General features: G+C 70.3%; 28 protein-coding genes and 1 pseudogene. 15 read left to right on the top strand and 14 right to left on the bottom strand.

Annotation, left to right across the window (positions count from 1 at the left end; all coding sequences use genetic code 11):
• Positions 1-109: 109 nt before the first annotated feature.
• Positions 110-340, top strand: a pseudogene (locus ABZ707_RS26490) (WhiB family transcriptional regulator); the annotation flags it as partial.
• A gap of 363 nt (positions 341-703) precedes the next feature.
• On the opposite strand, the gene ABZ707_RS26485 reads toward ABZ707_RS26490, so the two are convergent.
• Positions 704-1,450 carry an SDR family oxidoreductase gene (locus tag ABZ707_RS26485; protein ID WP_360179598.1) on the bottom strand — a complete coding sequence of 249 codons (747 nt, stop codon included), beginning with the start codon at positions 1,448-1,450 and terminating at the stop codon, positions 704-706.
• Positions 1,451-1,636: 186 nt separating this feature from the next.
• Complete coding sequence (locus ABZ707_RS26480) at positions 1,637-3,367, bottom strand: FAD-binding protein (protein ID WP_360179596.1); 1,731 nt, start codon at positions 3,365-3,367, stop codon at positions 1,637-1,639.
• 386 nt (positions 3,368-3,753) lie between these two features.
• Here ABZ707_RS26480 and ABZ707_RS26475 point away from each other — a divergent pair, with 386 nt between their 5' ends.
• Positions 3,754-4,218: a cupin domain-containing protein gene (locus ABZ707_RS26475; protein ID WP_360179594.1), complete on the top strand. Its 465-nt coding sequence runs from the start codon at positions 3,754-3,756 to the stop codon at positions 4,216-4,218.
• 58 nt (positions 4,219-4,276) lie between these two features.
• Positions 4,277-4,918: a DUF5134 domain-containing protein gene (locus ABZ707_RS26470; protein ID WP_360179592.1), complete on the top strand. Its 642-nt coding sequence runs from the start codon at positions 4,277-4,279 to the stop codon at positions 4,916-4,918.
• 91 nt (positions 4,919-5,009) lie between these two features.
• Here ABZ707_RS26470 and ABZ707_RS26465 read toward each other — a convergent pair whose 3' ends face one another.
• Both ABZ707_RS26465 and ABZ707_RS26460 read right to left on the bottom strand, forming a co-directional pair.
• Positions 5,010-5,504 (bottom strand): cupin domain-containing protein, encoded by a 495-nt coding sequence (locus ABZ707_RS26465; RefSeq protein ID WP_360179608.1) that lies wholly within the window; start codon positions 5,502-5,504, stop codon positions 5,010-5,012.
• Between the two features lie 191 nt (positions 5,505-5,695).
• Positions 5,696-6,169 (bottom strand): carboxymuconolactone decarboxylase family protein, encoded by a 474-nt coding sequence (locus ABZ707_RS26460; protein WP_360179590.1) that lies wholly within the window; start codon positions 6,167-6,169, stop codon positions 5,696-5,698.
• A 538-nt stretch (positions 6,170-6,707) separates the two neighbouring features.
• On the opposite strand from ABZ707_RS26460, the gene ABZ707_RS26455 reads away from it, so the two are divergent.
• Positions 6,708-7,478 (top strand): DUF427 domain-containing protein, encoded by a 771-nt coding sequence (locus ABZ707_RS26455; protein WP_360179588.1) that lies wholly within the window; start codon positions 6,708-6,710, stop codon positions 7,476-7,478.
• Positions 7,479-7,815: 337 nt separating this feature from the next.
• Complete coding sequence (locus tag ABZ707_RS26450; RefSeq protein WP_360179586.1) at positions 7,816-8,871, top strand: enoyl-CoA hydratase/isomerase family protein; 1,056 nt, start codon at positions 7,816-7,818, stop codon at positions 8,869-8,871.
• Positions 8,872-8,904: 33 nt separating this feature from the next.
• On the opposite strand, the gene ABZ707_RS26445 is transcribed toward ABZ707_RS26450, so the two are convergent.
• The gene (locus tag ABZ707_RS26445; protein ID WP_360179584.1) at positions 8,905-9,609 is read right to left on the bottom strand and encodes a TVP38/TMEM64 family protein; all 705 of its coding nucleotides are present in this window, start codon (positions 9,607-9,609) and stop codon (positions 8,905-8,907) included.
• A gap of 115 nt (positions 9,610-9,724) precedes the next feature.
• Here ABZ707_RS26445 and ABZ707_RS26440 point away from each other — a divergent pair, with 115 nt between their 5' ends.
• From ABZ707_RS26440 to ABZ707_RS26425, 4 genes are all read left to right on the top strand, one after another.
• The gene (locus ABZ707_RS26440; protein ID WP_360179582.1) at positions 9,725-9,868 is read left to right on the top strand and encodes a hypothetical protein; all 144 of its coding nucleotides are present in this window, start codon (positions 9,725-9,727) and stop codon (positions 9,866-9,868) included.
• 89 nt (positions 9,869-9,957) lie between these two features.
• Positions 9,958-11,136 carry an elongation factor Tu gene (gene tuf / locus ABZ707_RS26435; RefSeq protein WP_360179580.1) on the top strand — a complete coding sequence of 393 codons (1,179 nt, stop codon included), beginning with the start codon at positions 9,958-9,960 and terminating at the stop codon, positions 11,134-11,136.
• Positions 11,137-11,245: 109 nt separating this feature from the next.
• Positions 11,246-12,088, top strand: coding sequence for a patatin-like phospholipase family protein (locus tag ABZ707_RS26430; RefSeq protein WP_360179578.1), 843 nt, complete (start codon positions 11,246-11,248; stop codon positions 12,086-12,088).
• A gap of 45 nt (positions 12,089-12,133) precedes the next feature.
• Entirely contained in the window at positions 12,134-12,979 is an 846-nt protein-coding gene (locus ABZ707_RS26425; RefSeq protein ID WP_360179576.1) for a fused MFS/spermidine synthase, read from the top strand.
• Here ABZ707_RS26425 and ABZ707_RS26420 read toward each other — a convergent pair.
• Both ABZ707_RS26420 and ABZ707_RS26415 read right to left on the bottom strand, forming a co-directional pair.
• Positions 12,941-14,242 carry an MFS transporter gene (locus tag ABZ707_RS26420; protein ID WP_360179574.1) on the bottom strand — a complete coding sequence of 434 codons (1,302 nt, stop codon included), beginning with the start codon at positions 14,240-14,242 and terminating at the stop codon, positions 12,941-12,943. The genes ABZ707_RS26425 and ABZ707_RS26420 overlap by 39 nt on opposite strands.
• Before the next feature lie 109 nt (positions 14,243-14,351).
• Positions 14,352-15,455 carry a hypothetical protein gene (locus ABZ707_RS26415; RefSeq protein WP_360179572.1) on the bottom strand — a complete coding sequence of 368 codons (1,104 nt, stop codon included), beginning with the start codon at positions 15,453-15,455 and terminating at the stop codon, positions 14,352-14,354.
• Between the two features lie 93 nt (positions 15,456-15,548).
• Between ABZ707_RS26415 and ABZ707_RS26410 the strand changes: the two genes are divergently transcribed.
• The 3 genes from ABZ707_RS26410 (at position 15,549) to ABZ707_RS26400 (ending at position 18,150) form a co-directional block, all read left to right on the top strand.
• Positions 15,549-16,001 carry a DUF4442 domain-containing protein gene (locus ABZ707_RS26410; protein WP_360179570.1) on the top strand — a complete coding sequence of 151 codons (453 nt, stop codon included), beginning with the start codon at positions 15,549-15,551 and terminating at the stop codon, positions 15,999-16,001.
• A gap of 95 nt (positions 16,002-16,096) precedes the next feature.
• Entirely contained in the window at positions 16,097-16,774 is a 678-nt protein-coding gene (locus ABZ707_RS26405; protein WP_360179568.1) for a DedA family protein, read from the top strand.
• Positions 16,775-16,923: 149 nt separating this feature from the next.
• Positions 16,924-18,150 (top strand): cytochrome P450, encoded by a 1,227-nt coding sequence (locus ABZ707_RS26400; RefSeq protein WP_360179566.1) that lies wholly within the window; start codon positions 16,924-16,926, stop codon positions 18,148-18,150.
• Positions 18,151-18,260: 110 nt separating this feature from the next.
• On the opposite strand, the gene ABZ707_RS26395 is transcribed toward ABZ707_RS26400, so the two are convergent.
• The 5 genes from ABZ707_RS26395 to ABZ707_RS26375 form a co-directional block, all read right to left on the bottom strand.
• On the bottom strand, positions 18,261-19,526 hold the full coding sequence (locus tag ABZ707_RS26395; RefSeq protein WP_360179564.1) for a cytochrome P450: 1,266 nt from the start codon (positions 19,524-19,526) through the stop codon (positions 18,261-18,263).
• Positions 19,523-20,137, bottom strand: a complete 615-nt coding sequence (locus ABZ707_RS26390; protein ID WP_360179562.1) for an ATP/GTP-binding protein — start codon at positions 20,135-20,137, stop codon at positions 19,523-19,525. The genes ABZ707_RS26395 and ABZ707_RS26390 overlap by 4 nt, the downstream gene beginning before the upstream one ends.
• Positions 20,118-20,477 (bottom strand): DUF742 domain-containing protein, encoded by a 360-nt coding sequence (locus tag ABZ707_RS26385; RefSeq protein ID WP_360179560.1) that lies wholly within the window; start codon positions 20,475-20,477, stop codon positions 20,118-20,120. Before ABZ707_RS26385 ends, ABZ707_RS26390 begins: the two co-directional genes overlap by 20 nt.
• A complete protein-coding gene (locus ABZ707_RS26380; RefSeq protein WP_360179558.1) occupies positions 20,474-20,893 on the bottom strand; it encodes a roadblock/LC7 domain-containing protein in 420 nt (139 codons plus the stop codon). Before ABZ707_RS26380 ends, ABZ707_RS26385 begins: the two co-directional genes overlap by 4 nt.
• 117 nt (positions 20,894-21,010) lie before the next feature.
• Positions 21,011-22,690: an ATP-binding protein gene (locus tag ABZ707_RS26375; protein ID WP_360179556.1), complete on the bottom strand. Its 1,680-nt coding sequence runs from the start codon at positions 22,688-22,690 to the stop codon at positions 21,011-21,013.
• 526 nt (positions 22,691-23,216) lie between these two features.
• Here ABZ707_RS26375 and ABZ707_RS26370 point away from each other — a divergent pair.
• The gene (locus ABZ707_RS26370; protein ID WP_360179554.1) at positions 23,217-23,957 is read left to right on the top strand and encodes an acyltransferase; all 741 of its coding nucleotides are present in this window, start codon (positions 23,217-23,219) and stop codon (positions 23,955-23,957) included.
• Positions 23,958-23,967: 10 nt separating this feature from the next.
• On the opposite strand, the gene ABZ707_RS26365 is transcribed toward ABZ707_RS26370, so the two are convergent.
• Entirely contained in the window at positions 23,968-24,834 is an 867-nt protein-coding gene (locus ABZ707_RS26365; RefSeq protein WP_360179552.1) for an EamA family transporter, read from the bottom strand.
• A 92-nt stretch (positions 24,835-24,926) separates the two neighbouring features.
• Here ABZ707_RS26365 and ABZ707_RS26360 point away from each other — a divergent pair, with 92 nt between their 5' ends.
• Positions 24,927-25,499: an XRE family transcriptional regulator gene (locus ABZ707_RS26360; protein ID WP_360179550.1), complete on the top strand. Its 573-nt coding sequence runs from the start codon at positions 24,927-24,929 to the stop codon at positions 25,497-25,499.
• A 13-nt stretch (positions 25,500-25,512) separates the two neighbouring features.
• Here ABZ707_RS26360 and ABZ707_RS26355 read toward each other — a convergent pair whose 3' ends face one another.
• Entirely contained in the window at positions 25,513-25,860 is a 348-nt protein-coding gene (locus tag ABZ707_RS26355; RefSeq protein WP_360179548.1) for a DUF1330 domain-containing protein, read from the bottom strand.
• A 222-nt stretch (positions 25,861-26,082) separates the two neighbouring features.
• On the opposite strand from ABZ707_RS26355, the gene ABZ707_RS26350 reads away from it, so the two are divergent.
• Positions 26,083-26,637 carry a YbaK/EbsC family protein gene (locus ABZ707_RS26350; protein WP_360179546.1) on the top strand — a complete coding sequence of 185 codons (555 nt, stop codon included), beginning with the start codon at positions 26,083-26,085 and terminating at the stop codon, positions 26,635-26,637.
• Positions 26,638-26,664: the final 27 nt, after the last annotated feature.

Genomic DNA, 26,664 nt, shown 5'->3' with positions numbered 1-26,664 from the left:
TCCCATAGTTCGTCCGGCACGAGCCGACGCGACAGATCAACCCTCACGGTGCAACATCATGCCGCACCAGCACACGACCACGTGAGACATCCTCTAAGGAGAGCGAAAGGTGAATTGGCGCGCGGAGGCACGTTGCCGAGACAGTGACCCCGACCTGTTCTTCCCGATAGGGAACAACTCCAGCGGTCCGACACTGGCACAGATAGGCGAGGCGAAAGCCGTGTGTGATCAGTGCCCTGTGGCGCGGCAATGCCTTGCCCGGGCCATGGATTCCCACCCCGCCGTCGAGGGGATCTGGGGCGGAACCACGGAAAGTGAGCGGCGCACCATGAGGCGCCGCCTCATGCACTGGCTCCGGGATGCGGCAGAAGGCCCGCCCGAACCGCTCAATGGATCGTCAAACGGTGCAGGAAGAGGAGAGCCGGCAGCCGAGGTCTCCCTTCTGGTCTCAGGCTGAACGTCGACGGCCCCGCCCCGCTGTCGCAACCAGCGGACGGAAGGTCAAGTGACGTACCGGACCCGGCGCGGGTTTCCGGCCCTGAGAGCAGTCCCGTAATCCCTGGTGGGCTCGCGACAACGCGGCCACGGCACGTGGCCGCGTTGTCGGGACGCCCCCATACGCCAGTATGAGGACGCCCCTCCGCCGTGCGACCCACCGCATCCGGCGCCGCTCGCCGATCCACCACGGATGACGGGAGAGTCCTTACCGCTGTTGTGCGCTCCAGTCAGCGAAGTGAGTGTCACCGATCTGCGCGTCGGAGCCGGGAAGCAGGTCGGACTCCTGGAGCGTGGCACCCCAGTACTGTCCGTCCGGGTCCGTGACGACCTTGCGGGGATCGTTCTTGACGGCAAGACCCTTGCGGATGAACTCCTCGAGCTGGAAGGTGTCGGGACCGGCGACCTCCACCGTTCCGCCGACGGGCGCGCCGACAGCGGTGCGGCCCACGGCGGCTGCGACGTCGCCGGAGAAAATGGGCTGAATCTTGATGGGCGCCACGTGCACCGTGTCACCCTCGGTTGCTGAGTCCGCAAGGCTCTTCGCGAACTCGAAGAACTGCGTCGCGTGAACGATCGAGTACGGAATCCCAGAGCCCTTGATCATGTCTTCCTGGGCCTGCTTGGCGCGGAAGTAGCCGCTCTCCTGGAGACGGTCCGTGCCCACGACGGACAGCGCCACGTGGTGAGTCACGCCGGCGTCCGCCTCTGCCTTGAGCAGGTTGGTCGTGGAGGCACGGAAGAACTCCATGACGGCGTTGTCGTCGAACGAGGGGGAGTTCGAGACATCGACGACGACCGAGGCTCCCTGCAGAACCGCTGCCAGCCCTTCGCCGGTCAGTGTGTTGACTCCGGTGTTGGGCGAAGCCGCGACAGCCTCGTGGTCGTGCTCATTGAGTCTGGCGACCACCTGCGAACCGATGAGCCCGGTTCCACCGATCACTACAACCTTCATTGTGGTTCCTTTCGAATGTCTCAGTGCGGCGCGCGTCCTGGTGAGCCGGTCACCCGCACCGATCGCATGGGCTGCGTACCAATAGAGACAGGACAGCGGTCCAACGTGTGACGTGCGATCCGGGAGCGGGCGAAAACTGTCCGGGTGACTCCCGGGCACCGAGCCCACGACCGGGCGAAGGGACCGTCATTCGACCAGTTTTCCGTCGGTGGTGACCTCTTCCATCAGGGATGTGATCTCCTGAGGAATTGCCGGAATGCTCTCGCGGGTGATGCCCGTCGTCGGGGACCACACGAGGTTGACCCGCAGGGATGGGTCCATGTCCGGATAGTCACTGCGGTTGTGGCAGCCGCGGGTCTCACGACGCTCGAGTGCCGCTTCGAGGGTCGCACGGGACGCCAGGGCAGCGGATTTGAGATCGAAGGCATGGGCGAGATCCTGGTAGCCGGCGATGTCGGGATGGACGCCGACGTTCTCCATCCTTTTCTCGATGCCTTCGAGTTCCTCCAGGCCGGCGCGCAGCCCCGCTTCGTCGCGTACCACCCCGGCGTGTTCCGTCATGGTGGTGCGGATCGCGCGCTGCAGGGCGCGGACATTCTCCGGACCGTCGGCGGTGAGGAGTGCGTCGACCTCCTCACGTGCCCGCGCTGTCGCCGAAGCCGACCGCACCTGTGCGGTAAGTCCTTGCGCGTACGCGGCGGCCGCCTGACCGGTGATGCGGCCGAAAACCAGGAGTTCGATGAGGCTGTTGCCTCCGAGGCGGTTGGCGCCGTGCAGTCCGCTGGAGGCCTCTCCGATGGCGTACAGACCACGTACGTCGGTGCTGTGGTCCTCCGGCCGCACCCAGACCCCTCCCATCGAATAGTGCGCTGTAGGCGCGATCTCGATCGGCTCGCGGGTGATGTCGAGCATTTGCAGGTCCAGCAGTGTCTGGTAGACGCGGGGGAGCCGGTTCATGATTGTCTGCCGGGGCAGATGGGAGACGTCCAGCCAGACCCCACCCTTGGGGGTTCCGCGACCTTCCTTGATCTCCGTGTACGAGGCCAGCGCCACACGATCGCGGGTGGACAGCTCCATCCGCACGGGGTCGTAGCGGTTCATGAACCGCTCACCGAGCGCATTGCGCAGGACTCCGCCTTCTCCGCGCGCGGCCTCGCTGACCAGTGTGCCGGCCGCGTTTTCAGGCTCGATGATCCCGGAGGGGTGGAACTGGACCAGCTCGGGGTCGCGCAGGCGAGCGCCGGCCTCCACGGCCAGGCGGAAGGAGTCACCGGTGTTCTCGTCGCGCCTCGAAGACGTGCGCCGCCAAATCCGCGTGTGACCACCGGCGGCAAGGATGACGGCGTCGGCGTGGATGAGATGGCGCATACCGCTGTTGACGTCGAAACCATAGGCCCCGAAGACGGCACCGTCGTGCACCAGGAGGCGGGTGATGTAGACGCTGTCCAGTACGGAGATGTCCAACTGGTTCGCTCGCCTGATGAGCGTGCGCTGGATCTCCAGGCCGGTGTAATCCCCGGCGAAAGCGGTGCGCCGAAACTTGTGGGCGCCGAAGAACCGCTGGGAGATCCGGCCGTCTTCTTCCCTGGCGAAAGCCATGCCGTAGCGCTCCAGGTCGTCGATGCCCTGAGCGGCGCCCTGAGTGACGATCTGCGCGGTGCGGGGGTCGGCGAGCAGGTAACTCTCCTTGAGCGTGTCAGCCGCGTGCTGTTGCCAGCTGTCCTCGGGATCCATCGTGGCCAGGGCGGCATTGATCCCTCCCGCCGCGAGAGCGGTGTGCGTGTCCTCCTTCGGGCGTTTGCCGACCGCGAGAACGGCGGTGCCCGCTTCAGCCAGTTCGATCGATGCCCGCAGACCGGCACCGCCGGTACCGATCACCAGCACCGTGGTGGAAAGACGTTGTTCAGTGATAGCCACGACTGCTCCGATCGCTGGGTGTGTCGCTCACTACGACCAGCCGGTACTGGGATCTGTGACACGGCAGTCGCCACGGAGCGGATCGTGATCGTCCTGCCCCGGCAGCCGTTCCGAGCGGACCGCCGACTGCCTTCGCGGCGGCAGGGTGGTGGGTGCCGGCTCGAACAGCAGGTCACCACGAACGACGTGCCGGTGCAGGCGGGCAGTGCCTGGAAGGGGCCTCACCACTCGCCTTGACAACACGCCCCAGCGGGACGGAGCGCCCTGTCACAGATCTGCCACTCGCTCGGTCATGTTGAGTAAACGGTCTTCAAGGCTGACTACGCAACCACGTGTACCGGACGGTGTGCCGCCCGAGGCCGTGGACTCATGAAAGGTGTTTTTCAGTGTCGGAGAACTCACAGCACGGTCACGGACACGGCGGGCATGGTCATGGGACCGGTGGCGAGGACGGCCCGAGCTGGACCAGGGCGGCGAAGCTGCTTCAGGACGCCGCGCCGATCACCATCCCCGAGGGTGCCTCGGCCATGACCATTCACGTTCGCTGGGAGCCCGGCGACCCCGGTACGCCGCCGCACCGCCACTCCGGCCCGGCGTTCGGTTACGTCACCAAGGGAGCGGTCCGCTTCGAACTCGAGGGCGAGCCCGAGCGGATCGTCGAGGCCGGCGGCACATTCTGGGAGCCGGGCGGCGACGCCATCCACTACCAGGACGGCAACGCCCTCACCGATGACACGACCGAGTTCGTGGTCACCATGATGTGCGCGCCCGGCAAGCCCATGCTCGAACTTGTCGACGAGGAGGAGCTCAAGCAGCGCGCCCACCTGCGCGCCCCGCGATCCACCACCTGACCCACGACGCGCCGGCCACGAACGCGGCCGGCAACCCCGGATGAGAGCGCGATCACGCATGAGTGCCTCTACCGCTGTGTACTGCATGCTGACCGCGTTGTTCGCGGCGTCCGCGGTTCACGGGCTGCGCGGAGCGGTGATGCCACGTGGCACAGGATGGCGCCGGCGCGGTGACCACCTACTGCACACCGCCATGGCCTTGGCCATGGCGGTGATGCCCTGGCACTGGGGTGCGTGGCTCCACCACCCCGTACAAGTGGCATTCTTCGGGTCGGCCGCCCTGTGGTTTCCGCTCACCGCCCTCTGCCGCCATCAGGAATCCCGGCGCGCCGCACTCGTCAGAGGACTTCCCTCCACGGTTGGCATGGCCGCGATGGCATGGATGCTATGGGCGGCACACCCGGCTTCAGGGCCTTCGCACGAGAACTTTGCCGCCCCACCGGCGGATTCACGGCACACCGTCAATCCCGGCCATGCCACGCATCCCGCGTCGGTCACCCAGACGGTCAGCGCCGTCCTGGCCCTCTACCTCCTGGCGTGTGCCCTGTGGTCGTTGCTTCGCGTCATGCCCACCTCGCGTCCACACGCGAACTCTGAGACACCGTACGACGGGCACGAAAGCTACAGACGCTTCTGGGACGGCTCGATGATGCTGGGCACGGTCATCATGTTGCTCTTTCCCCACCAGGGCGTGTTGTGAGAATCCCCCCGCCCCGCGGGCGGACGACGCTACTTCTCACACACGCCCCAGGACGTGTCCCGTCATCGCGGTCGGCGTGTGACGACAGCCCTTACTCGACGAAGTACGAATCGTGCTTGTCGAAGAACGCAGCACGCTCCTCCTCGGTGGCATGCGCAAGCTGCGACACCTGCTCGAAGTACTCCTCCCGCGGCGCGCCCGGTGTGAACAGCAGCAGCATGTCGGCCGGTTCGTCGGAGTCATTGCGGAAGGCGTGCAGCCCGCCCTGCGGCACATGCAGGAAATCGCCCTTGCGCGCGTCGACCCACCGCTCACCGTCGAACACACGCACCGTGCCGTCGAGGATGTAGAAGGACTCCGAGATGGTCTTGTGGAAGTGCGTCTTCGGGCCGCCCGCCCTGGGCTTCATCTCGACTCGGTACAGCCCGAACTCACCCCGCGTGGTGGAGGTGGTCGCCAGGTAGTGGATGGCGTCCTGACCGCTGTCGCCCTGCCCCAGGTCGGCCGGCGTGGTGGCCGGCCGGAAGGTGGCGCTGACCTCGCCGTTCTCGCCCCAGTACTTCGGCTCCGGATAAGACATGTTCACCATTCCTCTGTCGGTGGATCACTCAATCGTGGGGCGGTTCGTGGACTGGCGGATGTGCCACATACCGTGGTGTCGATGCCGCCGGCCAAGGCTGCTCCGCCATCCGTGGTGGATCAGCGAGCGGCGTCGGATGCGGTGGGTCGCACGACGGAAGGGCGCCGATCAGTGTCCGGCGCGGCGGATCCGAAGTCTCAGCCGAACATGCCGGGCTTGTAGTCCCCGGCAGGCTGCTGGTTGATGACGTTGATGCGGTTGTAGGCGTTGATGACCGCGATCAGCGAGATCAGCGCGGCGAGCTGGTCCTCGTCATAGTGCTTCGCGGCGTTCGCCCACGCCTCGTCCGACACGCCGCCGGCGGCGTCCGCGATACGGGTGCCCTGCTCGGCCAGTTCCAGCGCCGCACGCTCGGCGTCGGTGAAAGACTTGGCCTCACGCCACGCGGCCACCAGGTTCAGACGCTGCTGTTCCTCGCCCGCGGCGATCGCGTCCTTGGTGTGCATGTCGGTGCAGAAGCCGCAGCCGTTGATCTGGCTGGCACGAATCTTCACCAGCTCCTGCGTGGCCACCGGCAGAGTCGAGTCGTGCAGCACCTTGTTGGCAGAGTTCAGGTGCTTCATGACCTTGCCTGCGAGGGCATTGCCGAAGTAGTTGATACGCGCATCCATGGTGGGGTCTCCTTGCCCGTGGGTCCATTACATGTAAATGACCGTGGACCTCCCCGACCTGTGACATCGGCAGGAGGTGACGCGCGTCTCCCCGATACCGCCGTTGACCGCGTCGCGCGATGTCACGCCTTGGCCCCGTCCCCTGTCCTGTGACAGCACCCGCTCCGGTTCCGCCGATGATGACGACCTTCACGTCGGTCAATCCCTCTCGGGGCTCTCTGGTGTTGCCATCAGCACTGACAGGACAGCGGCGGCAGGTGTGACATGGCACCTTTCCGTACCCTCCCCAAGGATCGGCAGGGCCGCACGGCCCTTCGAACCTTTCGTCCAGGGGCTGCGGTACGCGGGTCCGGTCGTGGCGCCTCGGTGCTCACTCGCATGAGCGGGGGCTTCGGCTCCTGACGAGCGTCATCAGGTGCGGCCGATAGCATCAGAAGAGTAGGTGTGGCCCGTCGGTCGAGCCGCACGTCGTCATTGTGAGTCCGCAGGCCACGGGCACGGCGTGCGCACAGTCAGAGAACCAATCAAGGTGATCACCATGGCAACCGAAAGTGTCCTGCATCCCAGCCTGATCGTCCCGATCGGACACGTCGAGCCTGTACCTCGGCGCATCCGTGGAATGATCGGCGGTGGTGTCGCCTTCGACACGCGTCGCGCGCTGTATGTGTGGGAACGGCAGGCCTACCCTCAGTACAGCATCCCCGTTGAGGACCTTGTGGACGGTGTGCTCCACGACGACAACCATGTGGAGCAACTGGGCGCCGGCCCCGCGCACCGACACACCCTGCGGGTCGGTTCCGAGGTACGCGCGGGGGCGGCATGGGTCTGGGGCGAGAGCGCCCCGGGGCCCTTGCACAACACTGTGCGCTTCGTGTGGGGTGCCCTGGACGCATGGTTTGAGGAGGACGAGCCCGTCTTCGTTCATCCCAGGAGCCCCTACACCCGCGTGGACGCGCTGCGTTCCACCAGCAGCGTCCGAGTGGAGCTGGACGGTGTCGTGCTGGCAGAGGCCCCCAACTGCGTGAAACTGTTCGAAACCGGCCTCCCCACCCGCTACTACCTCGATCGTGCCTACGTCGACTGGACCCGGCTGCGGCACTCGGACACGGTGACCCGCTGCCCCTACAAGGGGACGACGAGCGGCTATTGGTCCTTCGACGGCCACACGGCATCTCACGAAGACATTGCCTGGGCCTACGACTTTCCGACCATCCACGCCAATCGCATCGCCGGTATGACCGCGTTCTACAACGAGCATGTCGACCTGTACGTCGACGGCGACCTGCTGCCGAGGCGCACCAGCGGCTAAGAGGTGTCCCGCAGGGCGTGTTGCGAAAGTGGCCGAAAGTGGCGTTGTCCGCCCGCAGGGCGGGGCCGGTGTGTTCCGGCCGGTGCGGTTCCCCTCAGATGTTTCCCCGGTGGCTCGACAAGTCCAGTGCCCATTCCCGTCGAAACACCCGACGGGGATCGGCCGTCCGCCTTCCCGGGCTTCGTCCGGACGGCCATGTCACCGGAGCGTCACGCGGCGCGACGCCTGTCAGGATGCGGAGCGTCGCACGGCGGAGGGGTGTCCTCATACTGGGCGTACGGGCGCCGGGAGGACCGGGCCGCCGACGTCTCGGATCAGGGAAGGAACCAGCGAGAGCATGGCTCACGAGGAACCCGTACTGCTCAGCAGGGCGGGCCGCACGGCCCGGATCACGCTGAACCGCCCGCGCGCGCTCAACGCCCTCACCCATGCCATGGTGCGCACGATCGACAGGGCCCTGGGTGAGTGGGAGGACGACGAGAGCGTGGCGGCCGTGGTCATCTCGGGCGCCGGGGAGCGCGGGCTGTGCGCCGGTGGGGACATCCGCGCGATCCACGAGGACGCGCGCACCGGTGGCGGTGCCTCCGCCGCCTTCTGGCGTGACGAGTACCGGCTCAACGCCCGTATCGCCCGCTACCCGAAGCCCTATGTCGCGCTGATGGACGGCATCGTGATGGGCGGCGGGGTCGGTGTCTCGGCGCACGGCAGCATACGGATCGTCACCGAGAGGTCCGCCGTCGCCATGCCCGAGACCGGTATCGGTCTGGTCCCCGATGTGGGAGGGACCTATCTGCTGTCCCGCGCGCCGGGCGAACTGGGCACGCATCTCGCCCTCACCGGACGGGCAGTGGGCGCGGCGGACGCGCTGCTGTGCGGGCTCGCGGACCACTTCGTACCCTCGGACCGGCTGCCCGAGCTGAGCGCCGCGCTCGCGGACACGGACGCGGGTGAGATCGCGCACCGCTACGCGGCGGCTCCGCCGGAGGCTCAACTCGCCGCGGACCGTGCGTGGATCGACACCTGTTACGCGGCCGATTCGGTGGAGGAGATCGTCGCCCGGCTGCTCGACCACGGCGGCCCTGCCGCGAAGGAGGCCGCCGCGACGATCCTGACCCGGTCGCCCACCGCGCTCAAGGCCACCCTCGCGGCGCTGCGTCTGGCCCGCCGGACGAGCACCCTGGAGCGGGTGCTCGACCAGGAGTACCGCGCCTCGTGCGCCGCGCTCACCACGGCCGATCTGGTGGAGGGCATCCGCGCCCAGGTCATCGACAAGGACCGTACGCCCCGCTGGTCCCCGAAGGAGCTGGCGCTGGTCACGGACGCGGAGGTGGCGCGGTTCTCCGCCCGTCCGCCCGGCGGAGACCTCGGCCTCGGGGACGGGGACCGGGTCTGACGGTCGGGGACGGGGACCGGGTCTGACGGGTGGTCAGTGGCCGCCGAGGCGGTGGCGCTTGCGCCAGGCGACCACCGCCGCGCCCAGCCCCGTGACCACGATGAATCCCATCGCGAGCAGGAACGTCGGCGACGTCGGGGAGGTCGCCCGGCTGCCCGCGACCACATAGGCCGCGGTGTTGGGAATCGACCCGATCCCCGTCGCCAGCAGGAAGGGCACCCACCGCATGTGCGAGACGGCGGCGCAGTAGTTGGCCGCCGCGAACGGCACGCCGGGGAAGAGCCGTACCGCCAGCATCGACCGGAAACCGTGTCTGCTGAGCTGGATGTCGGCGGACTTCAGCCAGCGTCCGCGCAGCAGCGGTCGCAGCGCCTCCTGGCCGAGGAAGCGGCCGAGCCCGAAGGAGATCCCGGCCGCCAGCACCGTCCCCGCGAGGGCGGCGGGCAGGCCGAGCCGGGAACCGAAGAGCGCGCCCGCGGCGAGATTGAGCAGCGGCCGGGGTACGAACGCGACCGCGCACAGCCCGTACGCCACGGCGAACAGCACCACCGCCGCACCGCCGCTGACCTGCGGCGGCCAGCCGTCCGCCAGCAGTCTCTGCGGCTCGTACAGCAGCACCGCCGTGCCCGCCGCGGCCAGCAGGGCCACGAGCAGGGCCAGCCGCGACCAGGGTGACAGCAGCGCCCTGGAACAACGGACGGCACGGGCCGGGGAGGGTGGGGGGACGGTGTCGAGCACGTGGCGAGACTAACCGACAAGCGTGTGTGATCGCCGTACGGGGAAAGGCGGGGACCGCGCACGGGGTGCCGAAAACCGTTCGACGCGACGGCGGCGGTCGGCGATGATCGGTGACATGTCCCGGTACGCCTTCCTCGCAGCGCCGTCCGCAGTCGCGGACGCGCCGAAGGCTGCCGCGTCCTTCGCGCCGCACGCGACGGCGGTACGCGCAGCGGTCGCACCCGCCGCGGCGGCGCCCTTCGGCGGCGCCCGAAGCTGACCCTTCCCGGATCGTCCGGCGGACCCCACAGGGGGAGGGTCGGCAAGGCCCAGGGGTCCACCTCACGCTTCGAGTTCCTGGAAGGAACCATGCCCAAGACGGCATACGTGCGCACCAAGCCGCATGTGAACATCGGCACCATGGGCCATGTCGACCACGGCAAGACCACCCTGACCGCCGCCATCACCAAGGTCCTCAGCGACCGGGGCACCGGCACCTTCGTGCCGTTCGACCGGATCGACCGGGCGCCGGAGGAGGCCGCGCGCGGGATCACCATCAACATCGCGCATGTCGAGTACGAGACCGGCACCCGGCACTACGCGCATGTGGACATGCCCGGTCACGCCGACTACATCAAGAACATGGTGACCGGCGCCGCCCAGCTCGACGGGGCCATCCTCGTCGTCTCGGCGCTCGACGGGATCATGCCGCAGACCGCCGAACACGTCCTGCTCGCCCGTCAGGTCGGTGTCAACCACATCGTCGTCGCGCTCAACAAGGCCGACGCGGGCGACGACGAGCTGACCGACCTGGTCGAGCTGGAGGTCCGCGAACTCCTCACCCGGCACGGCTACGGCGGAGACGCGGCGCCGGTCGTCCGGGTGTCGGGCCTGCGCGCGCTGGAGGGCGACCCGCGCTGGACCGCGTCGGTGGAAGCACTGCTCGACGCCGTCGACACTTATGTGCCGATGCCGGTCAGATACACGGACGCGCCGTTCCTCCTTCCGGTGGAGAACGTCCTCACCATCACCGGACGCGGCACGGTCGTCACGGGCGCGGTGGAGCGCGGCACGGTACGGGTGGGCGACCGGGTGGAGGTACTGGGCGCCGACTCGGGACCGGTGACCACCACGGTCACCGGCCTGGAGACCTTCGGCAAGCCGATGGAGTCCGCGCAGGCCGGTGACAATGTCGCGCTGCTGCTGCGCGGCACGGCGCGCGACGCGGTCCGCCGCGGCCATGTGGTGGCGGCCCCCGGCACCGTCGTGCCCAGCAGGCGCTTCACCGCGCGGGTGTATGTCCTCACCTCGGGCGAGGGCGGCCGTACCACCCCCGTCAGCAGCGGGTACCGGCCGCAGTTCTACATCCGTACGGCCGATGTCGTCGGCGACATCGACCTCGGCGAAGCGGCCGTCGCACGACCCGGCGACACGGTCACCATGACCGTGGAGCTGGGCAGGGACGTACCGCTGGAGCCGGGGCTCGGCTTCGCGATCCGTGAGGGCGGCCGTACGGTCGGCGCCGGAACGGTCACCTCGCTGCTCTGACCCGGCCCGCGCCCGCTTCCCGTACCGACCCACGGGAGGCGGGCGCGCTGCCGTGCGCGACACTTCTGGTGCGCCGGACGGCGGGTCCGGCGGGGGAGAGGCGGACACCATGACGCGTACGGCACTGGTCCTCGGCGGCGGCGGGGTCACCGGGGTCGCCTGGACGATCGGCGTCCTGCACGGGCTCAGCGCCGCCGGCGCGGATCTGACCGGCGCCGATCTGATCGTCGGCACCTCGGCGGGCTCGGTGGTCGGCGCCCAGATCGCCGCCGGCACCCATGACCTCGACGAGCTGTACGAGCGCCAGCTCACCGAGCCCGGCGACGCGGCGGCGGCCCGTCTCGGGGCGGCCGTACTCTTCCGCTACGCACGGGCCATGCTCACCTCCCGCACCCCCGAGGAGTACGCGCGGAAGCTCGGCAAGCACGCCCTGGCCGCCGCCACCGTCCCGGAGGCGGACCGCAAGGCCGTACTCGCCGCCGCCATCCTGACCGACACCTGGCCGGCCCGGCCGCTCAGCGTCACCGCCGTGGACGCGCTCACCGGCGAGCTGAGGTCCTTCGACAGGGACAGCGGGGTACCGGTCGTGGACGCGGTCGCCGCGAGCTGCGCCGTGCCCGGCGTCTGGCCGCCCATCACCATCGAGGGCCGCGAGTGGATCGACGGCGGGACGCACTCACCCGCCAACGCCCAGCTCGCCGCCGGCTACGACCGGGTCGTCGTGATCGCGCCCGTCGGGTCGGGCAACGGAGTGATCGCCGCGCCCCGCACCCAGGCCGCCGCGCTCACCGCGGCCGGCGCCCGGGTCGAGGTCGTCACGCCCGCCGCGGCGGCGAAGAAGGCGATCGGCCACAACGTCCTCGACCCGGCCCGCCGGGCCGGTGCCGCCCGCGCGGGGCTGGCCCAGGCCGACGCGCACGTACGGGCCGTCACCGCGGTCTGGGCGGACTGACCGGGGGCGGCCCGCGGGGGCCGGAGCACGGCGCACAATGGGACGGTGAACGAGCCCATCCCCGTGATCCGCGCCGTGGACCGCGGCACCGCCAAACTGCTGCCCGATGTGGACCGGGAGCGGGCCTGGCTGCTGACGGTGGACGGCGCCGCGCAGTCGTACGTCGATCTGGACGAGCCGACCCACCTCGAATTCGAGTACGTACAGCGCCTCGCCCATGTCATCGACTGCGCCGCCGCCGAGGGCCTGCCGCTCTCCGTACTCCATCTCGGCGGCGGCGCGTTCACGCTGCCCCGCTATGTCGCCGCGACAAGGCCCGGCTCAGCGCAGCAGGTGGCGGAGGCCGACGCGGGGCTGCTGGCGCTGGTCGCGGAGCTGCTGCCGATACCGGACGGCACGGGCATCACGGTGCACGGCACGGACGCCCGGCGCCGCCTCGAAGCGACCCCGGACCGTTCGGTGGACGTGCTGATCGCCGATGTCTTCGGCGGCTCCAGGGTCCCGGCCCACATCACCTCCGTCGAATACGCGCGGGAGGCCGCGCGGGTGCTGCGGACCGGCGGGGTCTACGCCGCGAATCTCGCCGACGGGGCGCCCTTCGACTTCCTCCGCTCCCAACTCGCCACCTTCGGCGCGGTCTTCGAGGAGCTGGCGCTGATCGCGGAGCCCGCGATGCTGCGCGGCCGCCGCTTCGGCAATGCCGTGCTGGTCGCCTCGCACACCGCGATCGACACCGGCGCCCTGGCCCGCCGCGCCGCCTCGGACGCCTTTCCCGCCCGCGTCGAGCACGGCGCCTCGCTGCGGCGGTTCACCGGGGACGCGGCGGTGGTACGGGACGCCGGCGCGGTGCCGTCACCCCGGCCGCCCGACGGCGCCTTCAGCACTGGCTGACGCCACCGGAGCCGCCGTGACCTTCTCCGTACGCCGGGTCAGCCGGCGGACGTCCGGGACGGTCAGCACCGCCGCGGTGAGCAGCACGATCAGCGCGGAGCAGCCCCACAGCGCGGAGGTACGGCCGAAGGCGCTCTCGGCCGGGCCCGCCAGGGCCGCGGCGAGGGGCACCATGCCGATCGAGCCGAGCCAGTCGTAGGCCGAGATCCGGGAGAGCTTCTCCTCGGGGATCTCCTGGTGGAGTGCCGTCATCCAGGAGACACCGAAGATCTCGATCGAGACGCCCGTGAGGAACATGACCGCGGCCAGTGCCCAGACCGGCAGCGGTACCGCGAGCCCGGCCGAGGGGAGCGCCAGCGGGAACACCGAGAGACTGCCCGCGAGCAGCAGCCGGCGCGGCCTCCAGCGCATCATCACCAGCGCGCCGCCGACGGTGCCCGCGCCGAAGGCGGCGAGGGCCAGCCCCCAGGGTCCCGGCCCGCCGAGCTCGTCCCGGGCGACCAGCGGCCCGTACACCGCCTCGGCCGCCGTGACGACCGCGTTGACCACCGCGAACTGCGTCACCACGGCCCAGAGCCAGGGCCTTCCGGTGAACTCCCGCCAGCCGTCGCGCAGATCGGCGAGCATCCCGCCACCGGCCTCGCGCGCCGGGATGTGGCCGACATCGAGGAAGGCCCGCAGCGCTCCGGCGATCAGAAAGGCCACCGAGTCGATGGCCAGCACCCAGCCGGCGCCGAGCACCGCGATGAGCGCGCCGCCCAGCGCGGCGCCGCCGATTCCGGCACCGTGCATCGCCATCCGGTACAGCGCGAAGGCACGGCCGGCCTGGTCGCCGCTGACGCTGGACATCAGCATGCCCTCGGAGGCGGGGCTGAAGAAGGCGTGGCCGGTGCCGCCCAGACCCGCCAGCAGCATCATCTGCCACAGGGCCGGTTCGCCGGTCAGGACGAGGGCCGCGAAGGCGCCCTGCGAGAGGCAGTTGAGGGAGTTCGCGGCGACCATCACCCGGTGCCGGGGCAGCCGGTCGGCCAGCGCTCCGCCGACGAGGAGGAAGAGCACGAGCGGCACCGTGCGCGCCGCCGCGACCAGCCCCACGTCCCCGGCGTCACCACCCGACTCCAGCACCGCGAACGCCGCCGCGATCAGGGCGCCCTGGCTGCCCAGGTTGGTGACGACCGCGGCGGCGGTCAGCAGCGTGTAGTTCCGGCCGGCCCACTCGGGGCGACGGGCGCGGCGGAGGCCGACGTCGGCGGGAGAGGTCACCCGAAGACTATCGCCGCGCCCGCGCCCGGTTGCCAACTCGCGTGCCGTCCACGAGGTGCTCCCGCGCCGGTCGGCCTGTCCGGCGGGGGACCGCCTCCGCCGGACGGACTCAGGAGGACTTCGCCAGCCGTACGGTACTCATGATCCTCTTGATCGTCGCGTCCGGGATCTCGCCGGGCACACCCGCGTTGGCGTAGAGCACCCAGGTCGCGTAGTCGCCCTTGGCGTTGGTGAAGGTGAACGCGATCGACTTGCCCTCGGTGTCGCACTTGTTCTTCTTGGTGAGCCCCGAGGTGGCGGCCGTCGCGAAGTGCCCCGTGAGCCCGGACGTGGTGGTGTACGGCTCGGCCGCGGTGACCTTCACCTTGTCCTTGACCGTGGCCTCGGGCTCCTGCTGCGCGTACGCGGCCCAGGCCCAGCTCCCCGCTTCGTTCTTCGCCGCCGACGCCGTGTCCTTGGCTCCCGCGCCGCCCTTGGTGCCGGTCCCGCCGAGGCTGCTGTCCTCCATCTTGCCGTCCTTGTCGGTGTCCTGGGAGCACCACGTGGACTTGTAGAAGGCGGGTGCGGAGAAGGAGATGACGGGCATGCCGTCGTTCTTCTTGCTGTCCTCGAAGCCGGAGATGACACCGGGGCTCCTGACCTCCCAGTCCGCGGGCACGTCGAACTGCGTCCCGTGCTGCGGATTGGTCACGACCTTCCAGCCGGCGATCTGCGGCTCTCCGGCCGAGGAGCCGTCCCGGGGATTGGCGGCGGACGGATCCGCCGTCGGTTCGGCGGGCGCGGACGTCCTGGAGTCGCGGTCGGCCCGGTCGGTCTTTCCGTTCTTGTCGTCCGTTTCGTTCTTGTTCAGCACCAGGAATCCGGTGACCGCGGCGGCCACCACGACGGCGGTCGCGGCCACGATCGCGACGACGGCCGTCTTCTTCCTGTTCTGCCCGGGACCGGGGCCGCCCGGCCCGCCGAACTGCGGGTCCGTCGGCTGCTGGTACGGATTGGGCTGGGGGTACCCCGGTTGCTGATAACCCGGTTGCTGAGGGCCGGGCCCCGGGTACCCGCCCTGATCGCCTCCGTACGGCGGATACCCGGGCTGCTGGTATCCCGGCTGCTGGTACGGATTCGGCTGCTGGTACCCCGGCTGCTGATACGGGTTCGCCTGCGGATTCTGGTCCTGCGGGTTCTGCTCGCCCCCGGGCGGCTGCTGTCCTGGCCACATGGCGAGTAACCATAGAGGGGTCCCCCCGTCACTGCCATGCCCGTCCGGTGAGGGGATGGCCAAGTTCACTACTCGCGGGTAACGTCGCGGTTCATGAGCCCTGATCAGAAGTCAGTCGGCGAGATGCTCGCCGCCACGGTCCCCATGGCCAGGACCCTCCGGCTGGAGTTTCTGGAGACCACCGCCGAGCGTGCCGTCGTCCGGTTGCCGGACCGGCCCGATTACCACAACCACCTCGGCGGCCCGCACGCCGGAGCGATGTTCACGCTCGCCGAGTCCGCCAGCGGCGCGATCGTGCTCGCCGCCTTCGGCGACCAGCTCCACAGGGCGGTCCCGCTCGCTGTCAAGGCGGAAATCGGCTACCGGAAACTCGCCATGGGGATGGTCACCGCCACCGCGACACTGGGCCGCCCGGCGGCGGACGTCGTCGCTGAGCTGGACAGGGGAGAGCGCCCGGAATTCCCGGTGTCCGTCGCCGTCACCCGCGAGGACGGCGCCGTCACGGGCGAGATGACCGTCGTCTGGACCCTCCGCCCGAACTCCTGACCCTCCCGCCACCAGGTAGGCTTCCCGGCGTGCGCCCGGGGCGCGCGCCGGGCCCCGGACCACGGAAGGACCGGGAACAACGGGAGGAATCGGCGTTGCACGTACAGGAGTGGCTGGAGACCATCCCCGCGGTCAGTATCTATCTCCTGGTGGGGCTGGTCATCGCGGTGGAAAGCCTCGGCATCCCCCTGCCGGGCGAGATCGTGCTCGTCAGCTCGGCGCTGCTCGCCTCCCAGCACGGCGACATCAATCCGTATGTACTGGGCGCCTGCGCCTCGGCCGGCGCGATCATCGGTGACTCGATCGGCTATGCCATCGGACGCAAGGGCGGCCGGCCGCTGCTCGCGTGGTGCGCCGCGAAATTCCCCAAGCACTTCGGCGACGCCCAGGTCGCGATGGCCGAACGGTCCTTCCAGAAGTGGGGCGTGTGGGCCGTCTTCTTCGGCCGCTTCGTCGCGCTGCTGCGCATCTTCGCGGGACCGCTCGCGGGCGTGCTGCGCATGCCGTACTGGAAGTTCCTGATCGCCAATGTGCTGGGCGGGATCGTCTGGGCGGGCGGTACGACCGCCGTCGTCTACTCGGTGGGTGTGGTCGCCGAGGCATGGCTCAAGCGTTTCTCCTGGCTGGGGCTGCTGCTCGCCGTGCTGATCGGACTCGTCTCGATGCTCGTCCTGAGGAACCGCGCCAAGAAGGCCGCCGAGCGGATGGACTCCGCGAAGGAAGAGCCCGCGCCGGCGGCGGCCGAGCCCGACGTGGTTCCCGTCGCCGACTGAGCGCGGGCCGGACGCAGGGGTGCCCCCGGGCCGGGCGCCGTGGGGGCTCAGGTCGGCCAGGAGTTGACCTTTTTCTGGTGACGGATGATCAATAACCTTAGTTATGTTGCCCGTTACCGATCCGGGCCGGTACCAACCGAGGGAGCTTCATGGCCACCGCTCAGCAAGTCCCCGACATACTGTCGCCCGAGTTCGCCGAGAACCCCTATCCGGCCTACCGGGTGATGCGCGAGAGCGCGCCGCTCATCTGGCACGAGGCCACCCAGAGCTACATCATTTCCCGGTACGACGACGTCGAGCGGGCCTTCAAGGACAAGGAGTCGGTCTTCACCACCGACAACTACGACTGGCAGATCGAGCCCGTGCACGGCAAGACGATCCTCCAGCTCAGCGGGCGCGAACACGCGGTACGCCGGGCGCTGGTCGCCCCCGCCTTCCGCGGCACCGACCTTCAGCAGAAGTTCCTGCCGGTGATCGACCGCAACGCCCGCGAGCTGATCGACACCTTCCGGCACACCGGCTCCGTCGATCTCGTGGGCGCCTTCGCCACCCGCTTCCCCGTCAATGTCATCGCCGACATGCTGGGCCTCGACAAGGCGGACCACGCGCAGTTCCACCGCTGGTACACCGCGGTCATCGCCTTCCTGGGCAATCTGTCCGGCGACCCGGAGGTCGCGGCGGCCGGCGAACGGACCCGCGTCGAGTTCGCCGAGTACATGATCCCGATCATCCGCGACCGGCGGGAGAACCTCGGCGAGGACCTGCTCTCCACGCTCTGCGCCGCCGAGGTGGACGGCGTACGGATGACCGACGAGGACATCAAGGCGTTCTGCAGCCTGCTGCTCGCCGCCGGCGGCGAGACCACCGACAAGGCGATCGCCAGTATCTTCGCGAACCTGCTGCTGCGTCCCGAGCAGCTCGCGGCCGTACGGGAGGACCGGAGCCTGATCGACCGCGCCTTCGCGGAGACGCTCCGGTTCACCCCGCCGGTGCACATGATCATGCGGCAGACCGCGGCCGACGTCGAGCTGAGCGGCGGCACGATACCGGCCGGCGCCACGGTCACCTGTCTGATCGGCGCCGCCAACCGTGACGGCTCCCACTTCCAGGACCCGGACACCTTCAATATCTTCCGGGACGATCTGACCACGACGACCGCGTTCTCCGCGGCCGCCGACCACCTGGCCTTCGCGCTCGGCCGCCACTTCTGCGTCGGCGCCCTGCTGGCCAAGGCCGAGGTCGAGGCGGGCGTCAACCAGCTCCTCGACGCGATGCCCGATCTCCGGCTGGCCGATGGCTTCGACCCGGTCGAGCAGGGAGTGTTCACCCGCGGACCGCGGTCCCTGCCGGTGGAGTTCACACCCGTCCCGGCGTAACGGCGTCCGCCGGGCCCGGGGCGTCCCCGGGCCCGGCGGAGAGGGGCTGGCAGAGAGGATCTGGCCGGCGCACCACCGGTGCCCGCCCTCCGGGCGGACGGCGCCACCTTCTAGCGCACCACCGGAGTGAACTCCACCGGCAGCGAGGTCAGTCCCCGCATCCAGATGGACGGCCGCCAGGTCAGCTCGTCCGGTTCCACCGCCAGCACCACATCGGGCAGCCGCTCCAGCAGCGTCTCGATCGCGGTACGGGCGATCACATCGGCCAGCAGCGGAGCCGGATAGGGGCAGCGGTGCTCGCCGTTGCTGAACGAGAGATGCGCGGAGTTCTCCGGGCCGATATGGCCCTCCGGCCAGATCTGCGGATCCGTGTTGGCCGCGGCGAGCCCGAGGACCAGGCAGTCACCGGCCTTGATGTGCCGGCCGCCGAGCTGGGTGTCACGTACCGCCCAGCGGCCGACGAAGTTCTGCGTCGGGGTGTCCAGCCACAGCACCTCGTTGAGCGCCTGACCGACGCTGAGCCGTCCGCCGGACACATTGAGCGCGAAGCGGTCGTCGGTCAGCAGCAGTCGCAGGGTGTTGCAGATCCAGTTGGCCGTGGGCTGCTGCGCCGCCGCGATGACGGTGATCAGGTCCTGGACGACCTCCTCGTCCGTCAGCCCGGCCGGATGGGTCAGCATCCGGGAGGTGATGTCGGCGCCGGGACTGTTCCGCTTGTCCTTGACCAGCCGCTCGATCCGGTCCTGCACCCGCAGATAGGCGGCGACCGGGTCGTCCCCCTCGGCGGCGTCCAGGGAGATCCGCAGATCCCGTACGAGATCGTCCGTGTCCACACCGTCGGCCGGCATACCGCAGAGCCGGACGACGGCACGCATGGGCAGCGCGTGCGCGTACGCGGCCATCAGCTCGGCGTGACCGCTGCCGGCGAAGGCGTCGATGAGCCCCTCGGCGATCTCCCGGCACATATGGGCGAGTTCGAACTGGTCGACCGCCTCCAGCGCCTCGCTGATCACACCGGCCCGCCGCTGGTGCTCGGCGCCCTCCGTGAACAGGACCGAGGGCTGGTATCCGACGAACGGCAGCAGCGGCCAGTCGGCGGGGATGGAATCCCACTGGTTCCAGCGGCGCGAGTCGCGGGCGAACAGCTCGTCGTGACCGGTGACGTAGGAGACCTCGGAGTATCCGAGCACCAGCCAGGCGGGGATGCCGCCGTCGAGCAGGATGGGCGCGACCGTGCCGTGCTCCCGGCGCAGCGACCGGTAGAGCTGGGACGGCGTCTGCTGGTATTCCAGGCCGCTCAGCGGCACCGCGTCCGCGTGTGCCGGGCAGCCCGGTGGCGGGCCGTCGCCGGCCGCGAGTCCGTTGGGGTCGGTCATGGGGTCATCTCCCGGGCCATGGCCATTTCGTAGAGGTGGTCCACGAGGGTGATCAGGACGTTCTTGCCGGACGAGCGCACCCGGGCGTCGCAGTCGATCAGCGGGACGTGCTCCGGCAGCGAGAGCGCCTGCCGGATCTCCGCCAGCGAGAACGCCGAGGCGTCGTCGTCGAACCGGTTGACGGCCACCACGAACGGTGTCTTGTGGTGTTCGAGCCGGTCGATGGCGTACCAGGACTCGCTCATCCTGCGGGTGTCGACCAGGACGACCGCGCCGAGAGTGCCGGAGAACAGCCGGTCCCACAGGAACCAGAACCGCTCCTGTCCCGGTGCCCCGAACAAATACAGCACCATGCGTTCGTTGAGGCTGATCCGGCCGAAGTCGAAGGCCACCGTCGTGGTGGTCTTGGAGGTCAGCCCGGCCGTCTCGTCGACGCCGATGCCGGCCTGCGTCATGACTTCTTCGGTGTTCAGCGGACGGATCTCGCTGACCGAACGGACGAGGGTCGTCTTGCCGACCCCGAAGCCGCCCACGATGACGATCTTCAGGCCGGTCTCGGCGGCATCGGCCAGCGGGGTACGCGCGGGCAGCTCAGAGGTTGCGGAGTCCATGGAGCACCTCCTTCAAGAGGGCGGAGTCGGGCAGCTCGGCGACGGACCGGGCCGAGCGCGGATGGCGGGCGGTGATCCGGCCCGTCGCGAGGAGATCGCCGAGGAGGATACGCACCACCGTCACCGGCAGCTTCAGTTCCGCGGAGATCTCGACGACCGCGGTGGGGTGGCGGCACAGGCCGAGGATCTTGACGTGTTCCGACTGCATTCCCGGCGTCGGCTCGCATTCGCTGACGATCAGGGTGACGAGGTCGAACGAGTCGTCGTCGACCCGGCTGCGGCCGCCGGTGACGGTGTACAGCCGGTCGGGATCCCCGGTGTCGACGGGCCGGCGGGTCATGACGGTGAGCTCTCCTGGGCCGGTGTGCGCGGCTCGGCCCGCAGATGTTCACCGATCTGCTCGACCAGTTCGCTCATCTGGTGGCCCACCACACCGGGGTCGGCGCCGTCCTCGGCGATCACCGCAAGATGAGCTCCGGCGCCGGCCTCCACTATGAAGAGCAGCCCGCCGTGGAATTCGGTCATCGAGTGCCGTACGCCGCCCGTGCCGTTGCCGAACTCGACGGACGCGCCCTGGGCGAGTGCCTGGATCCCGGAGCAGATGGCGGCGAGCTGGTCGGCCTGGTCGAGCGTGAGATGACGGCTCCAGCAGAGCTTCAGCCCGTCACGAGAGAGCACCAGGGCATGCCGTGTGCCGGGGGTGCGTTCCAACAGGCTCTCCAGGAGCCAGGTCAGGCTGTTGTCAGTCGTCTGCATGGTGTGCGTGGGCCGGGATGTGCCGTAAGCCGGTCACCAGCCCGTGCCTCCAATCTCGCGTTCTGGGCGGGGGGTGGGCGCCGATGCCCCGGGCGCCGTGCGGGGAGAGCGCGGCCGTTACTCGGACGGGGGGCCCGCCGGACGGTCCGGCGACGGGCGGTCCGACGACGGGCGGCGGGAGCGGTGGAAGGCCCCGAACTGGGAACCGGCGTCGCGGCCCGGCCGTGTCGTCTCGGTGTCCACGTCGGGGCGCGGCCTGCCGCGGTCCGCGGCGGCCATGGTGCGGCCGGGCGGCCGTACCGGCAGACCGTTGGTCGTCGCCGCCCGGGGTCCGTCCTGCGTCACGGGCGGGGCCGACGGGGCGGACGTCACGGGGGACGGGGCGGGGGCGGTCACCGCGGTCTCCGGGCCGGACCGGCGCGGCGACCGCTCCGGAGCCGCGCCGCGCTGCTGCGCGAGGAGCTGCGACGGGAACAGCACCACGACACCCGTGCCGCCGCGTGAGGACGGACGGTAGTTGACACTCATGTGGTACTTGGCGGCCAGCCTGCCGACCACGGCCAGACCGAGCCGTGTGCCCTGGAGCAGCGCCAGGTCGGTGACCCGGCCGGACACGGACTCCTCGGCGCGCCGCATGGCGGCGTCGGCCATCTTGAGGCCGCTGTCCTCGATGGTCACCACGATGCCCGCGGTGCGCTCCTCGACATAGACATGGACCTCGTCGATCGGCGGCGAGAAGTTCGCGGCGTTGTCCATCAGTTCGGCGAGGAGATGCATCACGCCCTCGGCCGCGAACCCGGCGATGGCGGCGTTGGTGGAGCAGTGCAGCCGCACCCGCTGGTAGGCGGCGATCCGGCCCACCGCGCCGCGCAGGATGCTCTCCATGGCGATCGGCTTGTTCCAGGCGCGGCTCGCGCGGCCGCCCATCAGCAGCGCCAGCCGGTCGGTGAGCAGCCCGAGCTGCGAGGTGTTGTGGTCGAGCCTGAGCAGGTCGCCGAAGACCTCTTCGCCGTGCCGGTCCTGCATCTCGCGCAGATCGGCCAGCATGCTCACGGCCTTCGCCTGCACCCGGCTCAGCGCCTTGGCGCCGGCCGCCTGCGCGGCGGCGGCACGCCGCTCGCTGGTGGCGAAGTCCCTGACCACCGCTTCCGCCAGGGCCCGCAGCCGGGGATCGGTGGGCAGCTCCGCCGCCAGGGAACCCAGCACGGTGCCGGCGGAACTGCCGGAGCGCAGCTCCGCGATCGCGGCGGGAAGCGTCGTGGTGGTCAGCCGGTCGAGGTCGCCGGTGACCTGTGCCAGCCGGGACTGAGCGCTCTCGGCGTCGGCCGCGGACCGGACCGCGCGCGCCTCGGAGTCGGCGATCTCCGTTGTGAACACCCCGAGGAGGCGGCGCAGTTGGGGATCGGACGGGGCGGGAGTGGCGACGAGGGTCTCCTCGGCACCCGCGCCGTCCCGAAGCCGCTTGACCACCGCCGGGAGTGTGACGTTCAGCAGATGCGCGGACTCCGCGCCGAGCTGGGCCAGTTGTGTCTGCGCCGTCCGGATCTCACTGTCGGCCGTGACCACACCGCGCCGCCCGCGCCGCAGCAGCAGGGCGCTGGTGAGGACGGTGACCGCCAGGCACACCCAGGCGACCACGACGGTGGCCGCCACCCATGTGCGGGCCGGCCCGGGGGCCGCCACGGCCACCGCGGCTCCGGCCGCGCCGGCCGGCACCAGCACGGCCAGCGGCAGGGCGAGCGACAATGACCGTTTGGTGCGTATGCGGTGCGGGGTGGGGGCGACAGGCACTGACATTCCGCGGTCCCTCGGTACTTGAGTGCGGGGGGTAACAGACCGGCCGACCAGCGCGCTTCGGCCGCACGGGCGGGAGACCGGACACCGATGGGGACGGCGATCTTCCGCAGCACATGTGGCGCTCATGCTAACCATGTGCGAAGGCGCCGGAAGACGCGGAACGGCCGGAGTCCGCACAACGCGGGAGTTCGTCCCGAAGTCGTCCACGGGCCCAGGACACCGTGGTAGATGGGACATCGGCCAGGGGCCCCGTCATATGCGGACGGTGCCGCCCGTACCCGTCGCCCCGCCGCCCGTTCGAGCGGCACGGGCGCCCGTATCGGAGGGGCAACACCCGCCGAGGGCAACCGGTTTCGGCCAACCGGCCGGGCGTTTTTGCCCTTCGATGACCGACGGACCCGCCGTGCCGGGCGGACGGCGGGCCTTCGGGCGGGGGCCACGACGGCGCCGGCGGCCCGGTGCCGTGGGGTGAACGTCACAGCGCAGGGGCCGGGCCGCCCCGGCCCGCGCGGACTACCGTGTCCGCGTGCCGAAGAACAGAAACACGTTCTCATCGCTGAGGGCCTGGCGCCGTCGTCTCGTCGCGCGGGCCGTGCGGCGCGGCTGGGGCTGGATCCAGGAGGCGGGCGCGGTCAGCGCCGAGCATCCCGGGCGGCTGCGCTTCGGCCGGATCGGCACCGGCACCCGGCTCGCCTTTCCGCAGGGCACGGTCTTCGGAGAGCCCTGGATCGAACTGGGCGACCACTGTGTCATCGGCGAACACGTCACACTGACCGCCGGCATGATGCCCGGTCTGGACCTCGGGCCCGAGACGGTCCTGACGCTGGGCGACGGAGTGGTGCTGGGCCGCGGCAGCCATGTCATCGCCGACACCGCGGTGACCATCGGCCCGGACACCTACTGCGGACCGTACGTCTACATCACCTCCACCAACCACAGTTACGACGACCCGGAGGTGCCCGTCGGCAAGCAGTGGCCCCGTATGGAACCGGTGGAGATAGGGCCGGGCTGCTGGCTGGGCACCGGCGCGGTGATACTGCCGGGCGCCCGGCTCGGCCGGAACGTCGTGGTCGCCGCCGGCGCCGTCGTACGGGGAGAGGTGCCCGACCACTCGGTGGTGGCCGGAGCACCGGCCAGGGTCGTACGGAGCTGGGATCCGGAGCGCGGCTGGCGGCCACCGCTGCGCACACCCGCGCCGGTGCCGATTCCGGAAGGCATCACTCCCGAGCAGCTCCTGGCGCTCGCCGAGCTGGATCCGGAGGCATGACGGACGGGCGTCAGCCCGCCGCGAGCAGCACCGTCCCCACCAGCGCCAGCCCCGCGCCCGCCGCCTGCACGGCGCGCAGCCGCTCCTTGAGCACTCCCCGCGCGGCGATCGCGGTGATCACGGGATAGAGCGAGGCGAGTACGGCGGCGACGGTGACGGGCCCCCGCTGCGCGGCGAGCGAGTAGGTGCCGTTGGCCGCCACATCGGCGAGCCCCACCAGGGCGAGGGCCGGGAGGGCGGCCCGTACGGCAGCCGCGCCGCCGTCCTCGGGCAGGGCCCGGTTGCCCCGGCGCACCGAGACGTACAGCGCGGTCCCGCCGACGGCGACGTTCGCCACGCGCTGGACGAAGAGCGCCAGGAAGAGCCCGGTGACCGTCGACGACGCCTCGGAGATGAGCGCCATCACCGCGCCGAACCCGAAGGCCGCGAGCAGGGTGAGCAGCAGGGCCTGGCGCCGCACCGGGGCCCCGCGCAGCTCCGGTCCGCCCGCGAGCATGATCCCGGCCACGGCCAGCGCGATCCCCGCGATCTGGAGCAGCCCCGGCCGCTCACCGACCAGGAGTCCCACGCCGACCGGTACGGCGACTCCGATGGAGCCCAGCGGCGAGACCACCCCCATCGGGCCGAGCGCGAGCGCCTTGTAGAAGCTGAGCATCGCGACCGGGCCGACCACTCCGGCCGCGACCGCGTACCAGAGCGGCGGACCCGCCTGCGACCAGGCTCCGGTGGCCACCACGATCGCGCCGAGGACCACCACCGCGACGGACTGGGAGACCACGACGACCGTCAGCGCGGGCGTACGGCGGGCGAGCAGTCCGCCGCCGAAGTCGGCGAGCCCCCACAGCACGCTGGTGGCCAGGGCGAACAGTGCGGTCATGGGGGCCTCGCAGTACAGTGCGCTGAACGATCGGGTGCACCACACCGTAGTGCAATAAACTGAACTCCACCATTAAATATATTGGACGGAATGTGTCGGACCTCGACCAGCTCACGCAGTCGCTCGCACGCAACGTCAAGCGCTGGCGCGGCGAACGGGGCTTCACCCTCGACGCCCTGGCCGCCCGGGCCGGGGTCAGCCGCGGGATGATCATTCAGATCGAGCAGGCCAGGACCAACCCGAGTGTCGGCACCACGGTCAAACTCGCCGACGCCCTCGGTGTCTCCATCACCACCCTGCTCGACTACGAGCAGGGCCCTCAGGTCAGGATCGTGCCCGCCGACCAGGCGGTGCGCATGTGGTCCACTCCCGAGGGCAGCCGCACCACACTGCTGGTCGGCACCGAGGCGCGCGGGCCGCTCGAACTGTGGTCCTGGACGCTGATGCCGGGCGACGCCAGCTCCTCCGACCCGCATCCGGCGAGCGCGACCGAACTGATCCATGTGACCGCCGGCGAGCTGACCCTGGTCGTCGACGGCGAGCCGCACGCCGTACCGGCGGGCGCCTCGGCGGCCTTCGAGGCGAATGTCCCGCACGCCTACCGCAACGACGGCACGGAGCCGGTCGAGCTGATCATGGCCGTGTCCATCCCGCCCGTACGCTGAGGCGGTCATGGGGCTACTCGGCGGGCAGGGTCTCCCGCATCGTCCTGGCGGTGGCAGTCGGGTCGTAGCCCTCGGGGACGCCCTCGACCAGGATGATGTCGCCCTCAATGTGCCGCGCGCGCAGTGGTGCGATCTCCTGGTACGCGGGTGAGTCCCACCAGGCCCGCGCCTCGGCGATGCCGGGGAAGCCGATCACCACGACATGCCCGGGCCAACGGCCCTCCTTCACCTCGTGCTGCGCGGCGTGGACCAGGAATCGGCCGCCGTACGGCTCGAAGGTGGCGGTGACGCGTTCGATGTACTCGACGATCTCCGGGACCGGGGCGGCCTCTTGCAGATGCGCTATGGCATAGGCGGGCATGGTGTCCTTCCAGTCGGTCGGGCTCCGTACGCCGCTCGATCATGGCATGCGGAGGCACCCCGGTCGATGACCCGGAGGGAAGACCGGCCGTCGTGACGGCCGGCTCGCCGACCGGAGGACCGACGACGGGACCGGGCTCAGCCGGCGTCGGCCACGCTCGGACCGCACCCGGACGCCGAGATGCCGTCAGGACGTCGTACGACGTCCTCTAGTGTGAAGGGCATGCGCGCCCCGCTCGGAAACTTCGACAACGCCCGCCCCGCCCCGGAGAGCCTCGAACTCCTCCCGCAGCCGGTGGCCGACGCCGTACGCGGCTGGCAGGGCGACATCCCCGCCGGGCAACTCGTCTTTGTGGACACCGATCCGGCGATCGCGGACACGGCGGCCTTCGTGGAGCACTACGGCCCGGAGCTGGCGGACAGTTCGGCCAACTGCGTGGTCGTGGCGGGCAAGCGGGGCGGGGAGTCGACCCTCGCGGCATGTCTGGTCCTGTCCCGCACCCGTGTCGATGTCAACGGCGCCGTCCGCAGACAACTCGGCGCGCGCAAGGCGTCGTTCGCGCCCATGGACACCGCGGTCGGCGAGACCGGCATGGAGTACGGCGGCATCACTCCGATCGGGCTGCCCGGGACCTGGCCGCTGCTCGTGGACTCCGCGGTGATCGACACCGAGTGGGTCCTGATCGGCAGCGGCCGGCGCCGGGGCAAGCTGATCGTGCCCGGCAAGGTCTTCGCCGGCCTGCCCGGCGCCGTGGTCCTGGAGGGCCTGGGCATCTGACCGGAGCCGCCGGTCCTGTGCCCTCGG

This window comes from Streptomyces sp. NPDC006923 (assembly GCF_040635655.1).
Classification (GTDB): domain Bacteria; phylum Actinomycetota; class Actinomycetes; order Streptomycetales; family Streptomycetaceae; genus Streptomyces.
Note: the sequence above shows the minus strand (reverse complement) of the source record. Positions and strands in the feature narration are given on the sequence as shown.